Source organism: Saccharopolyspora erythraea NRRL 2338 (assembly GCF_000062885.1).
GTDB classification, from domain to species: domain Bacteria; phylum Actinomycetota; class Actinomycetes; order Mycobacteriales; family Pseudonocardiaceae; genus Saccharopolyspora_D; species Saccharopolyspora_D erythraea.
On sequence record NC_009142.1, the window covers coordinates 3,982,856 to 3,997,840 of the forward strand.

A 14,985-nucleotide genomic window follows, 5' to 3' on the forward strand; every position below is an offset into this window, starting at 1 on the left:
CTCACACGCGCCGGCTGCCGGTCAGGAACTCCCGCTCCGCCTCGCTGTGCGCGGGAATGAAGTGACCGATGCCGGGCAGCAGACGCACCGTCGCGTGCGGTGCGGCGGCCTCCAGCCGCCGCGTGGCATGCACGGCGTCGACCATGACGTCCAGGCGCCCGAACAGCACGTGCACCGGCATGGTCAGCCGGCGCAGCGCCTCGTCACCGAACACCGGGAGCACGTTGGAACGGTAGCGGTAGTGCTTCGACAGCACACACACCTGCTCGACGACCGCTTCGGCCACCGCCGGTTCCATCGTCGACAACCCCGGACCGAGCGTCCGCGCCACCGTCCTGCGCTGCCCGCGACGACCGAGCACGCTGAGCAGCACCGCCTCGACAAAGAATCCCTTCCTGTTCCGGCCAAGACCCAGCGGGCACGACAGGGCCAGCCGTCGCACCCGCTCCGGTCGCCGCGTGGCGAAGTCCAGCGCCAGCCACCCGCCGAGAGAGGACCCCATGACCGCCGCGGACCGCACCCCGAGGAAGTCCAGCACTGCCTCCAGCCACAGCGCGTAGCGGTCGGAGGCCGCCGGCGGCCGGGACGCGGCACTGAGCCCGGGCTCGCCGATCACGTCGACGGCATACACCCGGAAACGCGCCGCCAGCTCGGCGATCCTGTCCATCCACTGCGCCGAGTTGCCTCCCGAACCGTGCAGCAGCACCAGCGGGGAAGCGGTGGCCGGACCGCAGGCGAGGACGAACGTCTCGCCCTCGGGGGTGGGCACGCGCAAACGCTCGTTGTCGACCGGCCAGTGCTCCAGCGCCGCCAGGTACTGCTCGCGCAGCAGGCGCGCCCCCGCCTCGGATCGGTAGATCTCGCTCATGGGCCCGGCTCCTCGATGATGAACACCCCAGCGAGCCGAAAACTACCACATCACCCCCTAACTTCCTTTTATTTATTCCGATAGGGAAGTATGTGTCATCGGGGAGGTGCGCGTGGAACTCACCGTTGCCGCCCATGTCCAGGGCCCACCACGTCGCCCGGCAGACCCCGTCGCCGCCCCACCGCACTCGTCAGCGTCGTGTCCACGAAGGACCGACGCGCCCCCGCAACCTCAGTGCCTGTTTTTGATCCCCGGGGGTGGGGTGGAAGAGGGCCTTTGCTAGTGATCGTGACACCACATCAAGATCGACACAGCAAAGGCCCGATCCGTTTGTACACCACAACAGCCCAGGACAGCTCTACCGCCCGCCCACGCCGCTACCCGACCGACACCACCGACGCCGAGTGGGCATTGATCGAACCGCTGCTGCCCACTCCGGCGTGTGAGACCTCCAGCGGCGGTCACCCGGAACAGCACCCGCGTCGCGACGTGGTCGATGCCATCCGCTACGTCATCGACAACGGCTGCAAATGGCGCGGACTGCCCGCGGACTTCCCTCCGTGGCAGACCGTCTCCGGCTTCTACAACCGCTGCAGCCGCGACAACGTCGTCCTCGCCCTGCGTGACAGCCCGCGCGAGCAGATCCGCACCCGCGCCGGACGCCACCACCAGCCCAGCGCGGGCATCATCGACTCCCAATCCGTGCGCGCCGCCGAAACCGCAGGCCGCGACACCCGCGGCTACGACGCGGGCAAGAAAGTCAACGGACGCAAACGACACATCACCACCGACACACTGGGCCTGCTGCTGGGCGTGTGCGTCACCGGAGCCCACGTCACCGACCGACGCGGCGCCGAACTCCTCCTGCGCTACCTCCGCACAACCCAGCAGCGGCTCAGCCTGCTGCGGGCCGACGCGGGCTACGCGGGCCGCCTGATCACCTGGGCGGACACCGCCCTGGGCATCACCCTGCACATCGTCCGCAAAATCACCGGACAGATCGGTTCCCAGGCACTACCCCGACGCTGGGTCGTCGAACGCACCCTGTCCTGGATCACCCAAGCCCGCCGCACCGTCCGCGACTACGAACGCCTGCCCGCCCACTCCGAAACCGTCATCAACTGGGCCGCCATCACCCTCATGACCCGCCAACTCACCCACCAACCAAGATCAAAAACAGCCACTCAGCTACCGGACCGGCGCGCCACCGCGCGCAGCCGCGCCCGCGCCGGATCCTCCGGCCTGCTGCGCGCGGCGGGGTGGCGCACACCGCCGCGCTCGTCCGGTCGCGTCCGCACCAGCAGCGTCACCGTCACCCCTTCGCTGAAGTGGTTGCGGCGCATCATCCGCTCCGACGCCTGGTTGCCCGCCTCGACATCGGTGATGATCCGCGCCGCCCCGGCCGCGAACAGCGCCTGGCAGCACGCCTCCACCAACCGGCTGGCGACCCCCTTGCCCTGCGCCGACGGAGCCAGCGCGATCCACTCCAGATAGCCCCAGTCCTCGCGCTCGTCGAACGACATCGACCCGAGCACGAAACCCACCACGGCACCATCGGACTCGGCCACCCAGCACGCCTCGGGCTGCGCGTCGAAATGCGCGGCCACGCTCGACAACGACCACGAGGTGTAGGGCATCGCGGACACGTCGAAAGCACGGAAACCCAGGTCCAGAACGCCTTCCAGGTGCGACATCCGCATCGGCACCACGCCGATCGAGCCTTCGGCGGCGACTTCAGCGCCGTTCATCGTCCCACTCCCTTTCGCACCCGCCAGTAAACCAGCGATCCGCACCCGTCGCGGACGCGCCGACACCCCGCCAGCACCGTTCCCGCCCCGGACGACCACCGCAACCGCACACCCGCCCCGCTCCCACCCCGCCCGCTACGCTGATCGCGAGACACCGCAAGCCGATCCGGCGACGACAGGAGTGGCGCATGGCGCGAGCCGGCCTGACGACCGAACGGGTGGTGCAGGCGGCCGCGGAACTGGCCGACGAGGTCGGATTCGGCAACCTCACCGTCTCCGCGCTCGCCCGCCGCTTCGGTGTCAAGGACGCCAGCTTGTACTCACACGTGCGCAACCTGCGCGACCTGCGCACCCAGGTCGCGGTGCTGGCCGCGCGCGAGAAGACCGACCGCATCGCCGACGCCGTCGCGGGCCGCGCGGGACGCGACGCCCTGGCCGCCTTCGCCCACGCCTACCGCCAGTACGCGCTGGAACACCCCGGCCGCTACGCGGCGACCCAGAGCCCGCTGGACCCCGACGCCGTCGCCGACTCCACCGGTCACCGGCGAGCCGTGGAGATCTCCTACGCCGTGCTGCGCGGCTACGGACTCGCCGAACCCGACGCGACCGACGCGGTGCGGCTGCTGCGCAGCACCCTGCACGGCTACATCAGCCTGGAAACCAACGGCGGCTTCGCCCACACCCGCGATCCCGCCGCCACATGGGAACGCGTCATCGACGCCCTGCACACCGCCCTGCAACACTGGCCTTCCTGACCTCACCAGCCCGGAAAGACCCCGGCTGGGACTTGAAGGCATCGCGCTGCCGGCGTCAGCCCGAAGGCGCGCGGCTCAGGTCGACGACGCAGAACACGTTGCCGTCCGGGTCGGCGAGCACGACGAAATCCGGGTTCGGCGGGTAGAGGTCCCAGTCGACCCGGCTCGCCCCGAGCGCCACCAGCCGCTGCACCTCGGCCTCCTGCTCCTCGGTGGTGTCGACCACCAAGTCGAGGTGGATGCGCGGACGCGCCTCGGCCGGCGACTCGCTGCGCATCAACGCCAACGCCCGCCCCGACCCGTCGGCGTACTCCAGCGTCCGCCAGTTCTCACCGGCCCACTCCTCGCCGGCCACCAGACCCAACGCCGAAGTCCAGAACTCCACAGCGCGGGCGAGGTCACGCACCCCGATCACGGCGAACCCAAGCCTCACCATCCGCCGAGTGCAGGGATCAACGCGGTGATGTCCCCGCATGCTTTCCAGCATTCCGGCCGGCAGACAGGCGAGGGCAGCGCGCCGCCACACTCCCAGCGATCCCGGTCAACTCGGACGCAGATGTCCGTACCGCTCGGCCACATCTGGCTGCTCCGCACCGGAGTAGGCGGACTCCCAAGGGATGGGGCAGGGGGAGCGGTGTTGCGGATCGGCGCACACGACTCGCGTGAGCGCCTCGCGCACGGAGTCCACCTGCGTCCGCGAAGCGAAAAGGCCGACCTGGATCTCGTGGAAGTCGCGCGCACCGGCGTCGGCATCGGGATGCGTGACTTTCCACTGGTGGGCCAGATCCCCGTAGCGTTCCGCCGGCGACATCCGCTCCTGGTCCTGGTCCTGGTCCGGACCGACGACGCGGAGGTCGTACGGCAGCGACCGGTCGTCCAGCAGTCGCGCGCAACCGCTGACCAGATCCGCGACGTCGTCTTCGGTCGCATAGACACCGAGCTGGATCTCGAACAGATGGGCAGAGGTCACACGTGCTCCAGGCGAGAGGTCGCTGAGCGCCCGCGGGCGTCACCGGGCGCCGACGACCGATACGGTAGCCGGTCCGCGCAGGCCGAGTCAGCACATTTTCCCGTGGCCCCGAAGGAGACCGCGCTATCCGGTCAGCTCAGGCCCGGTGGGCCCTCCGGTAGCAGGCGCCGAAAAACCAGCGACTAGTGTCCTGAGTTGGAAGTTTGTTGTATGTTTTGGTGATGGGTCGTAGAGGTCCGCGTTTGCCCGATTTGGCGTTGACGGACGCTGAACGGGAGACGCTTCAGAGGTGGGCGCGTCGCCCGAAAACCGCGCAGGCGTTGGCGTTGCGGGCACGGATCGTGCTCGCCTGCGCCGAGGGAGTGTCCAACATGGACGTCTCGCGGCAGTTGCAGATTTCCCCTCCGACGGTGACGAAGTGGCGCCGCCGCTTTGTCGCTGATCGCCTGGAGGGATTGTCGGACGAGCCCCGGCCGGGTGCCCCGCGCACGATCACTGACCAACAGGTCGAAACCGTGATCGCCAAGACACTGGAGGAGGCGCCGCCGAACGAGGACTCGCATTGGTCGACTCGTTCGATGGCGAACGCGGTCGGGATGTCGCAGACGGCGATTTCCCGGATCTGGCGGGCTTTTGAGCTCAAGCCGCACCTGGTGCAGACCTGGAAGCTCAGCACCGATCCGCTGTTCGTGGAAAAGGTCCGAGACGTCGTCGGCCTCTACCTGGACCCACCGGAAAACGCCCTGGTCCTCTGCGTCGATGAGAAATCCCAGATACAGGCTCTGGATCGCACCGCGCCGATCCTGCCGGTCATGCCCACCACCCCGGCGCGCATGACCCACGACTATGTCCGGCACGGCACCACCAGCCTGTTCGCCGCCCTGGACGTGGCCACCGGATCCATCATCAGCCAGCACTACCGGCGGCACCGCCATCAGGAGTTCCTGAAATTCCTGAAGACCATCGACAAGAACACTCCCGCCGAACTGGACTTGCACCTGATCTGTGATAACTACGCGACGCACAAGACACCCGTGATCAAGAAATGGTTGTTGCGCCACCCGCGCTTCCACGTGCACTTCACCCCCACGAGCGCCTCCTGGCTCAACCTCGTCGAACGGTGGTTCGCCGAGCTGACCAACCGCAAACTCCGCCGATCCGCCCACCGCAGCGTCACCGAACTCGAAGCAGACGTCCGCGCCTGGATCGAATCCTGGAACGCCGACCCCACACCCTTCGTCTGGACCAAGACCGCCGACGAAATCTTCCAAACCCTCGCAGCCTACTGCCAACGAATTAACGACTCACGACACTAGCCCTGTCTTCGCACTTCAGCCCTTCGTTTCGTGATCTTGTGGCGGGTTTTTCGGGTGTGGACCCGCTGATCAGCCGGGTTGGGGTGCGTCCAGGATGTCCGCGGTCAGTGATCAAGCGGACATGCGGAGTGCTGGGTGTCGACGAGGTTTTTCTCCGATGCGGAGATCAAGCGGCTGCGGTCGTGGCCGGAGGAGTTGGGGCGTAACGAGCTGATCCGCTACTTCACGCTCGGCTCCGACGATCGGGAGTGGCTGTCCACGGCGGCGCGTGGTGCGGGCAACCGGATGGGTCAGGCGCTTCAGCTGTGCGCGCTGCCGTGGCTGGGGTTCGTGCCCGACGAGGTCGCGGACGCGCCGGTGGCGGCGGTGTCGCGGGTGGCGATGCAGCTGGGGACGCCGATGTCGGAGCTGGTCGGGTACGGGGCACGGGAGCAGACCCGTACCGAGCATCTGCGCCTGGTCGCGGTCCGGTTGGGGTGGCTGCACCGCGGACGCGGCGGAGTGGAAGGACCTGGAGGAGTTCCTGCTGGCGCGGGCGGTCGAGCATGACGCGCCGAGCGTGCTGTTCCGGCTGGCCTGCGAGTACCTGGCTTCGGCGAAGGTGATCCGGCCCGGGGTGATCACGCTGATGGAGCGGATCGCCACGGTGCGCCGGCGGGCGGGGCCGAGGTCTACACCCGCGTCGAGCACCTGCTCACCGAGCACCGCCAGGGCGAGCTGGACGGTCTGCTGGTGGTCGAGTCCGGCATGACGACCTCGCGGTTGGCGTGGCTGCACCACGGGGCGACCAGCGCGTCGCCGATGTCGATCCGCGCCGAGTTGGACAAGCTGCGTTACCTGCGCGATCTCGACGCGCACGCCCTGGACCTGTCGACGCTGCCGGGCGCGCGGCGCCGGCGGCCGGCCGGGATCGGGCGCCGTGCGACGAACCAGGCGCTCGCCCGGCGCGAGGTCGACAAGCGCTACCCGGTACTGCTGGCCACGCTCGCCGAGTGCGCCGTGGAGGTGCTCGACGAGGTGGTGCAGATGTTCGACCAGGCCATCTCCGGCACCGAGAACCGTGCGCGCCGCAAGCTCGACGAGCTGCTGCCCAGCGAGCGCGGGCCTCGGAGGACCGGCTGAGCCTGCTGGAGGAGATCCTGACGGTGACCACCGACCCGAACGTCCCCGACGCCGAAGTCGGCGCGAAGCTACGTGCCGGGGTCGGGCTGGAGCGGATGCGGGCGGCCCGGCGTGATCCGAAGGACCGGTTGCAGCGCGACCACGGGCACCTGGCGCTGATCGACGCGAGCTTCACCTACCTGCGCGAGTTCGTCCCGCACGTGATCTCCACGTTGCGGTTCGAGGCGTCGGTGGAGGCCAAACCCCTGGCCGCCGCGGTGGATGTGCTGCGTGAGCTGTATGCCCGGGGCGGGCGCAAAGTGCCCGAGGGTGCGCCGACGGAGTTCGTACCGACCCGCTGGCGCGGCTACCTCGACCAGGCCGCGAAAGCGGGCAACACCAGTGGTTGTTGCCGCGCCGCCGCTGACCGCTACTAGCGCGCTTGATCGGCATCGTCGCCCGGGACGGGGCGTCGAAGGGCTTCCCAGGCGGCGTCGGCGAGGACTCGTTCGGCGTGGGCGAGGTGTGCGCCCAGGGCGTCGGGGCCAGGATGTGCATTTTTGCCCGTACTGCCACGGCTACGAGGTACGCGACAGCGCGCTGGGAGTGATCGGAGGGGAGGACCGTGCGTTCAGCCTGCGCCAGGCGCAGCTGATCCGGCAGTGGTCCGACGATGTGGTGTTCTTTCCCCACCGGATCGACCTGGAGGCCCAGGAGCGGGAGCAGTTGGTCGCTCGCGGCGTGCGGATCGTCGATGGCGAAGTGACGCGGATCGTGTCCGACGAGACCGGCGTCCGCGGTGTCGAGCTCGCCGAGGGTCCGATGATCAGACGCGCGGCGCTGTTCGTCGGCCCACGCTTCGTACCGTCCGACGAGCTGCTGACCGCCCTGGGCTGCGAACTCAATGACGAGGGCTGGGTCGCCACCGATCGCACCGGTCGCACCAGCATCGACGGCGTGTGGGCGCCCGGCAACGTCGTGGACCACACCGCCCAGCTGATCAACGCCGCGGCCGCCGGGTCCGCCGCCGCCATCGCGCTCAACAACCACTATCTGGTCGCCGCCGACGTCGAGAAGGCTCTCAACGGCCACACCGAGCCCGCACCAGCCAATTGATCGTCGGATCACTCGATCTTGTCCATCGTGCCGCAGCAGCACGTCGGGTTCTGCTGGCCCTCGCAGGTGGGTCGGTGCGTCGACAACTGGCTGAGTGGACACCTGAGCGAAGTGCCCTGACCCACGCGCAGCGGGCACGAGCCCTCGATCATGTCCCGTTGAAGGATCGGCTACTCCATCCGGCCCACACACAGTTCCGGGAACCGTCATTCCCGGAATTAAGTATGACCATGGCTTCCGGAAACACCCCCGATACCGGGCTCCAGCCGGTCGAACCAGCTTCCGGAAACACCGACCGGGACGACGAATGGGCAGCACCGCTGTTGCCGCTTGAGTTCGCGGCCGCCCTCGCCGGCTACTAGCGCGGGGCTCCGCTGGCCGCCGCTACTCGCGCCAAGTACGTCTCCCGGGCTCGGGTGCGCCGGTTGATGACCATCCCGGGTATCGACGCGATCGCGGCGATGTCCATCGTGGCCGCGGACGGCAGACATCCTCACCGGCCGCGATCACCGCTGATCACCTGGTCCACACCGAGCGACGGTGGCACCAACATCAAGCGCCGAGCGCCTGACCAGGACGTACAGAGCTAAGCGATGCTCCTATGCGTCAAGCTGCCGTGTCCTTGGGTAGTGGCGTTGGTGGCTGTAGTGCGCTGTTTTTGCTTGTCAGCGCGTGGAAGACCTCGCGCGCGAGGTAGCGCTTGAGACAGCGGATGATCTCGGTCTTGGACTTGCCTTCGGCGGTGCGCTTGGTGGCGTATGCGCGGGTGCGTGGGTCGTAGCTGAGGCGCCCCACGGCCAGGAGGTAGAGGGCGCGGTTGGCATCGCGGTTGCCGCCCCGGTTCAGCCGGTGCCGGTTGGTCTTGCCGGAGGAGGCTGGGATCGGTGAGACCCCGCAGAGATGGGCGAACGCGGCCTCCGAACGCAGTCGTTCGGGGTTGTCACCGGCCGCGGCGAGCAGCGAGGCGGCGATGTCGGTGCCCACTCCCTTGATGGCGACCAGGTCGGGTGCGGCTTCGCTTGCTAGGCCGCTGATCTGGGCGTCGAGCTCTTCGATCTCGGCAGTGAGTTGCTGATAGCGGGCAGCAAGCATCCGCAACGCCAGCTTTGCCGCGGCTTCTGGGGACCGCATTGATCCAGGTCGCAGACGTGCAGCGGTGGCGACCAGGTGATGCATGGCCAGCCCACGGAAGCGTTCCCGCAGCTTCTGCGGCGCGGTGACCAGGACCGAGCGGAGCTGGTTGGCTGTCTGGGTGCGTGCCTTCATGGCTGAACGGCGCACCACGCGCAGCGTGCGGATCATCTCCACCGGGCCATCGGCGGTTTTCGGCTCGCCGAGCACGGTTCCCGCCAGCACGGCCCGGGCAGCGATCTCCGCGTCAACCGCGTCGGTCTTGCCCGCGCGGCGCCGGGCCTGTCGGTTCGGCGGATCACCTCGACGACTTCCAGGCCCTGAGCGCGCAGATGGCGGGCCAGGCCGACCCCGTACGAGCCTGTGCCCTCCAGGCCGAATCGGTGCAGCGTGCCGAAACTCGCTGCCCAGGTCACGAGGTGATCGTGGCCTGCCTCGGTGGTCGGTGCTGTTGTGGTGCCCAGGAGGCGCCCGAACTGGTCTAACGCCGCCGCGACATGGATATCGGCATGGGTGTCGACTCCCACCGTCACAGCGACCTCGGCGTCCTGCACACCAGTGAGCACGTGCCCCTCCTCGCAGATCGATGACCTTCCGGCGTGCACGACCGGCTGCGATGGAGGGCAGAACTACAGTGGGATCGCTCGGGCTCCTATCAGGCCACATCCCCGCCGCCGGCCGTGCCGGTGGCGCCCGCCCGTCCGGCCGACGTATCGCTTACAAGGCACCACGGCCCTTGTTTTTTCGGGTCAGACCGGCGGGCGAGCACCCGAGATCATCATGCCTGTAGCTGGTTTTTCGGCGTGTGCTACCGGGACGCCCGGTGCGGTCGTGCATCGCGCTGAGCTTGGCCGCCGCCTCGCTCACCGCCAGGCCGTAGACCTCCTCGGCGTCCTCGGACAGCCGGCTCATCGGGATGTTCACGCTGAGGCTGGCGATCGGTTCGCCCGGCGCCTCACCGCCGCGCAGAAAGCGCGGCTGCCCAAGTCGTACTGGGACTGGACACCCATCCTGGAAGCCAACCGCCGCGGCTACTTCCCGTACACCCCGGCGACGAACCTGCTCTACGGCCTGCACGCGGCGCTGGACCTGCTCGACGAGGAGGGACTGCCCGCGGTGTTCGCGCGCCACGACCGCCACGCGGCGGCGACCAGGGCCGCCGTGCGCGGGTGGGGCCTGGAGGTCCTGTGCGCCGACGAACGCGAACACTCCAGCTCCCTGACCGCCGTGCTGCTGGGGGAGGGGCACGACGCCGACGAGGTCCGCCGGATCATCCTCGACCGCTTCGACATGTCACTGGGCACCGGACTGGGCAAGCTCGCCGGACGCGTGTTCCGGATCGGCCACCTCGGCGACATCAACGACCTCACCCTCGCCGGCACCCTCGCCGGCGTCCAGATGGGACTCGAACTGGCAGGCGTGCGCGTCGACCCCGCCGGACTCCAAGCCGCCCTGCGGGTGTTGCGCACCGAGTGAGACGCGGTGCCACGGCATCCGACGACGAGGCCGACGACCCGGCGCCGCCGACGCGCCGGCCGCGGCACGACAACGGCCGGAAGGACTCGCATGACCGCCTCCACCTCCGACGCAGCCACCACCCGCGACACCGTCAGCGCACGCCTGGAACAAGCGCTGCGCACCGCGCTGGACGGCGAGGTCGCCTTCGACGACTACACCCGCCACCTGTTCTCCCGCGACGCCAGCATGTACTCGATCACCCCGCTCGGCGTGGTGTTCCCGCGCCACGCCGGCGACGTCGCCGCGGCGGTGAAGGCCGCCGGGCAACTGGGCGTGCCGATCGTGCCGCGGGGCGCGGGCACGAGCCTGGTCGGCCAGACCGTCGGCCCCGGCCTCGTGCTCGACCTGTCCCGGCACATGAACCAGATCATCGACATCGACCCCGGCCGGCGCACGGCGCTGGTGGAGGTCGGCGTCGTGCAGGACCAGCTCAACCAGGCAGCCGCCGCCCACGGGCTGATGTTCGGCCCGGACACCTCCACCAGCAACCGCGCCACGATCGGCGGGATGATCGGCAACAACTCCGCCGGCAGCGGCTCGCTGACCTACGGCATGACCATCGACCACGTGCGGGCACTGGACGTCGTGCTCTCCGACGGATCACGAGCCCGGCTGGAACCCGTCGACGAGCGGGAACGGCAACGCCGCGCCGCCGCCGACACCCTCGAAGGCCGCATCTACCGGGAACTCCCGAAACTGGTCACCGGCAACGAGGACACCATCACCTCCCGGATGCCGGCGTTCTGGCGCCGCGCCTGCGGCTACCGGCTCGACCGCCTGGCGGACTCCGGGCCCGGTGCACCGTTGGACCTGGCCAAGTTCGTCGTGGGAGCCGAAGGCACACTGGTCGTCGCCACCCGCGCCCTGGTCGACCTGGTGCCCAAACCCGCGCGCACCGTCTACGCCGTCGGCCACTTCACCGACACCGCCGGCGCCATCTCGGCCACCACCGACGCGTTGAGCTGCCACCCCCACCAGGTCGAGCTGATGGACCGCACGATCCTGGAACTGTCGCGGCAGAAGATCGAGTTCGCCGAACTCGGCGACGTCCTGGTCGGCGACCCAGGTGCCCTGCTGTTCGTGTCCTTCACCGGCGACGACGACACCGAGCTCACCGCCCAACTCGACCGGCTCGACGCCCTGTGGCAGAAAAACCGGCACGGATACCACACGTTGCGCGCCGTCACACCCGCCGAACAGGCAGCGCTGCTGAAGGTCCGCAAGTCCAGCCTCGGCCTGCTGATGGCCGCCGGCGAGGGCACCCGCCGCCCGCTGGCCTTCGTCGAGGACACCGCCGTCGACCCGCGGCACCTCGCCGAATACACCGAGCGGTTCAGCAAGATCCTCGACGAACACCGGATGCAGGCCGGCTTCTACGGCCACTGCTCGGTCGGCTGCCTGCACATCCGCCCCTTCGTCGACCTCACAGACCCCGACCAGGTCGAACGGATGCGCGCCGTCGCCGAAGCGGTCAGAGACCTCGTCGCCGAATACGGCGGGGTGAACTCCAGCGAGCACGGCGACGGCCTGGCCCGCAGCGAGTTCAACCGCCAGGTCTTCGGCGACGACCTCTACGAGCTGATGCGCGAGGTCAAGCGCCTGTTCGACCCCCACAACGTCATGAACCCGGGCAAGATCGTCGACGCGCCCCCGATGACGGAGAACCTGCGCGACCGCGACGCCCTCCCACCCGCCGCGCCACTGCGCACGATGTTGGACTTCGAGGTCGTCGGAGGCATGCGCGCAGCCGCCGACCGATGCATGAACATCGGCGCCTGCCGCAAGTCCACCTCGGGCGTGATGTGCCCGTCCTACATCGCGACCAGAAGCGAGGAGCACTCCACCCGCGGCCGCGCCAACGCGCTGGTCAAGGCGCTGTCCGAACCGGACCCGCACGCCGCGCTGGGCGACGAGCGGCTGCACGGGATCCTCGACCTGTGCCTGATGTGCAAGGCGTGCAAGAGCGAATGCCCGATGAGCGTGGACATGGCCTCGCTCAAGGCCGAAACCCTCGCCCACCACCAGCAGATCCACGGCGTGCCGCTGCGCTCACGCCTGTTCGCCTCGATCCGCCTGCTCAACCGCATCGGCTCGGCCACCGCTCCGCTGTCGAACCTGCCCGGGCGCACCGGATTCCTGCGCCGGCTCATGCAGCGAGCCCTCGGCATCACCGCCGCCCGGCCGCTGCCGGCGTTCCAGCGGACCAGCCTGCTGCGGTGGTTCCGCCGCCACCGGCGCAGCGACGCCCCGGCACCGATGGGCACCGTCACCTGGCTCGCCGACTCGTTCACCACCTTCACCGAGCCGCACATCGGCCAGGCCGCCATCGAACTGCTGGAGCACTGCGGCTGGCGCGTCGAGCTCGCCGGCGGCGGCTGCTGCGGACGGTCCAGCCTGTCCAAAGGGATGCTCGACGATGCGAAGAAGAAAACCGCGGCACTGGTCACCTCGCTGACCGCCGGCACCGAGCCGGACTCGCCGATCGTCGGCTGCGAGCCGTCGTGCGTGTTCATGCTGCGCGACGAGCACGCCGCGCTGCTTCCCGGCACGGCGGAGACGCAGGCGGTCGCGGCGCGTGTCAAGCAGGTCGAGGAACTGCTCACCGACGCCATCGACGCAGGACGGCTGCCCCTGCGCGCCGACTCCTGGCTCGCCGGGCGGCGCATCGTCTTGCACGGTCACTGCCACCAGAAAGCCGAGGTCGGCACGGCCGCCACCCTCGCCCTGCTGCGCCGGATCCCGGGAGCGCAGGTCGTCGAGATCGACGCGGGCTGCTGCGGGATGGCCGGCTCGTTCGGCTTCGAGGCCGAGCACTACGAGACGTCCATGACCATCGGCCGGGACCGCCTGCTCCCCGCGCTGGCCGCCGAACCGGCGGACACGATCGTGGCCGCGACCGGCGTGTCGTGCCGGCAGCAGATCTTCCACGGCGCGGGGCGCACCGCATGGCACCCCGTGGAGCTGGTGCGCGAAGCGCTGGCCACCGGCAACTCGTAAGAGCGGCCACGGCGGCCGCGCACCCACGAGAACCAAGCGGTGGACAGCAACACACGCCGGATGCCCGGCAGAACCCGCCGCCACCCCCAGACCCATCCGGCCAACCCCATCAAGCCCTGCGAGCCAACGTCTGCCTCGAGGAGCCTCGATGTCCGCCCAAATCATCTCGATCACCGGCCTGGTTCTCATCTTCCTCTGCGCCACCCTGCGCTCGGTCAACATGGGCGCGGTCGCCTTCCTGGGAACCTTCCTGCTCGGCACGTTCGTGTTCGGCACCTCCGAGGACGACCTGTTCGCCGGCTTCCCCGGTGACCTGTTCGTCGTGCTGGTCGGCGTCACCCTGCTGTTCGCCATCGCCAAGCACAACGGCACCGTCGACTGGCTGGTCCACACCGGAGTACGCGCCGTGCGAGGGCGGATCGCCCTCATCCCCTGGGTGATGTTCCTGGTCACCGGCCTGCTGACGATGGTGGGCGCGGTGGTGCCCGGCGCGGTGGCGATGATGGCACCGATCGGGCTGAACTTCGCCGCCCGCTACCGCATCAGCCCGATGCTGATGGGACTGCTCATCATCAACGGCGCCAGCGCCGGCGGCTTCTCACCCATCAGCATCTTCGGCAGCATCACCAACGGCGTCGTGGAACGCAGCGGACTGCCCGGAAACCCCATCCTGCTGTGGATCAGCTCCCTGCTGTTCAACACGCTGCTGAGCATCGTGGTGTTCTTCCTGTTCGGCGGCAGGAAACTGCTCGACCGGCGCGTCACCGCCACCGACGCGCCGCCGCAGGACGAGCACGGCGGCGAACCGGGCGGCACGGCGACCACCACCCGCACGAACACCGCGGTGCTGACCAAGGCCACCGCCCTCAACACCCAGCGCACCGCGACCCTCGCCGGACTGGTCGTGCTCGCCGTCGGCGCGCTGGTGCTGGAGTTCGACGTGGGCCTGCTGTCGATGAGCATCGCCACCGTCATGATCCTGCTCTGGCCCCAGACCACCAAGACGTGCGTCGCCGAGGTCGCCTGGCCCACCGTGCTGCTGATCTGCGGCGTGGTCACCTACGTGGGCCTGATGGAAAGCGTGGGCACCATCGACTACCTCGGCAACAGCGTCGCGGGCATCGGCATCCCGCTGCTGGCCGCGTTCGTCATCTGCCTCATCGGCAGCGGCGTCTCCGCCTTCGCCTCGACCACCGGCATCCTCGGCGCGCTCATCCCGCTCGCCGTGCCGTTCCTGCACACCGGGCAGATCGGCGCGGTCGGGCTGATCATCGCCCTGGCGATCTCCTCGTCGGTGGTCGACTCCTCCCCGTTCTCCACCAGCGGCGCCCTGGTCGTGGCCAGCACCCCGGAGGACAACCGCGACGCGACGTTCCGGGGACTCATGGTGTGGGGCATGAGCATGATCCTGGTCGCGCCGGTGCTGTTGTTCACGATCTTCGTGTTGCCAGGCTGGCTCTGACGG

At 69.2% G+C, this 14,985-nt stretch carries 14 protein-coding genes and 2 pseudogenes; 11 read left to right on the forward strand and 5 right to left on the reverse strand.

Features of this window, described 5'->3' with window-relative positions; all coding sequences use genetic code 11:
- Position 1 precedes the first annotated feature (1 nt).
- Positions 2–868, reverse strand: a complete 867-nt coding sequence (locus SACE_RS17580) for an alpha/beta fold hydrolase (protein WP_009948997.1) — start codon at positions 866–868, stop codon at positions 2–4.
- A gap of 90 nt (positions 869–958) precedes the next feature.
- Between SACE_RS17580 and SACE_RS38745 the strand changes: the two genes are divergently transcribed.
- Entirely contained in the window at positions 959–2,362 is a 1,404-nt protein-coding gene (locus tag SACE_RS38745) for an IS5 family transposase (RefSeq protein ID WP_408005363.1), read from the forward strand.
- Here SACE_RS38745 and SACE_RS40180 read toward each other — a convergent pair.
- Positions 2,254–2,616, reverse strand: a pseudogene (locus SACE_RS40180) (GNAT family N-acetyltransferase); the annotation flags it as partial. The gene SACE_RS38745 and the pseudogene SACE_RS40180 overlap by 109 nt on opposite strands.
- Before the next feature lie 188 nt (positions 2,617–2,804).
- Between SACE_RS40180 and SACE_RS17590 the strand changes: the two are divergent.
- Positions 2,805–3,371 (forward strand): TetR/AcrR family transcriptional regulator, encoded by a 567-nt coding sequence (locus SACE_RS17590; protein ID WP_009951601.1) that lies wholly within the window; start codon positions 2,805–2,807, stop codon positions 3,369–3,371.
- A gap of 55 nt (positions 3,372–3,426) precedes the next feature.
- Here SACE_RS17590 and SACE_RS17595 read toward each other — a convergent pair whose 3' ends face one another.
- The gene (locus tag SACE_RS17595) at positions 3,427–3,807 is read right to left on the reverse strand and encodes a VOC family protein (protein WP_009951599.1); all 381 of its coding nucleotides are present in this window, start codon (positions 3,805–3,807) and stop codon (positions 3,427–3,429) included.
- A 105-nt stretch (positions 3,808–3,912) separates the two neighbouring features.
- Positions 3,913–4,341: a hypothetical protein gene (locus SACE_RS17600; RefSeq protein WP_009951598.1), complete on the reverse strand. Its 429-nt coding sequence runs from the start codon at positions 4,339–4,341 to the stop codon at positions 3,913–3,915.
- Positions 4,342–4,562: 221 nt separating this feature from the next.
- Between SACE_RS17600 and SACE_RS17605 the strand changes: the two genes are divergently transcribed.
- The 6 genes from SACE_RS17605 (at position 4,563) to SACE_RS17625 (ending at position 7,874) form a co-directional block, all read left to right on the forward strand.
- Positions 4,563–5,657: an IS630 family transposase gene (locus tag SACE_RS17605; RefSeq protein ID WP_011873748.1), complete on the forward strand. Its 1,095-nt coding sequence runs from the start codon at positions 4,563–4,565 to the stop codon at positions 5,655–5,657.
- Positions 5,658–5,792: 135 nt separating this feature from the next.
- Positions 5,793–6,206 (forward strand): DUF4158 domain-containing protein, encoded by a 414-nt coding sequence (locus SACE_RS38750; RefSeq protein WP_009946909.1) that lies wholly within the window; start codon positions 5,793–5,795, stop codon positions 6,204–6,206.
- On the forward strand, positions 6,184–6,408 hold the full coding sequence (locus tag SACE_RS39765) for a DUF4158 domain-containing protein (RefSeq protein WP_269453548.1): 225 nt from the start codon (positions 6,184–6,186) through the stop codon (positions 6,406–6,408). Before SACE_RS38750 ends, SACE_RS39765 begins: the two co-directional genes overlap by 23 nt.
- The gene (locus tag SACE_RS17615) at positions 6,390–6,779 is read left to right on the forward strand and encodes a hypothetical protein (RefSeq protein WP_009946908.1); all 390 of its coding nucleotides are present in this window, start codon (positions 6,390–6,392) and stop codon (positions 6,777–6,779) included. Before SACE_RS39765 ends, SACE_RS17615 begins: the two co-directional genes overlap by 19 nt.
- Positions 6,780–6,802: 23 nt before the next feature.
- Positions 6,803–7,195, forward strand: a complete 393-nt coding sequence (locus SACE_RS39295) for a transposase (protein WP_009946906.1) — start codon at positions 6,803–6,805, stop codon at positions 7,193–7,195.
- An 88-nt stretch (positions 7,196–7,283) separates the two neighbouring features.
- A complete protein-coding gene (locus tag SACE_RS17625; RefSeq protein ID WP_231850022.1) occupies positions 7,284–7,874 on the forward strand; it encodes an NAD(P)/FAD-dependent oxidoreductase in 591 nt (196 codons plus the stop codon).
- 606 nt (positions 7,875–8,480) lie between these two features.
- Here the strand turns inward: SACE_RS17625 and SACE_RS17630 are convergent.
- Positions 8,481–9,559: pseudogene (locus SACE_RS17630) on the reverse strand (IS110 family RNA-guided transposase).
- Positions 9,560–9,836: 277 nt separating this feature from the next.
- Here SACE_RS17630 and SACE_RS17635 point away from each other — a divergent pair.
- From SACE_RS17635 to SACE_RS17645, 3 genes are all read left to right on the forward strand, one after another.
- Positions 9,837–10,481, forward strand: a complete 645-nt coding sequence (locus SACE_RS17635) for a pyridoxal-phosphate-dependent aminotransferase family protein (protein ID WP_009946901.1) — start codon at positions 9,837–9,839, stop codon at positions 10,479–10,481.
- Positions 10,482–10,571: 90 nt separating this feature from the next.
- The gene (locus SACE_RS17640; protein ID WP_009946900.1) at positions 10,572–13,520 is read left to right on the forward strand and encodes an FAD-binding and (Fe-S)-binding domain-containing protein; all 2,949 of its coding nucleotides are present in this window, start codon (positions 10,572–10,574) and stop codon (positions 13,518–13,520) included.
- 148 nt (positions 13,521–13,668) lie between these two features.
- The gene (locus SACE_RS17645) at positions 13,669–14,982 is read left to right on the forward strand and encodes an SLC13 family permease (RefSeq protein WP_009946899.1); all 1,314 of its coding nucleotides are present in this window, start codon (positions 13,669–13,671) and stop codon (positions 14,980–14,982) included.
- Positions 14,983–14,985 lie beyond the last annotated feature (3 nt).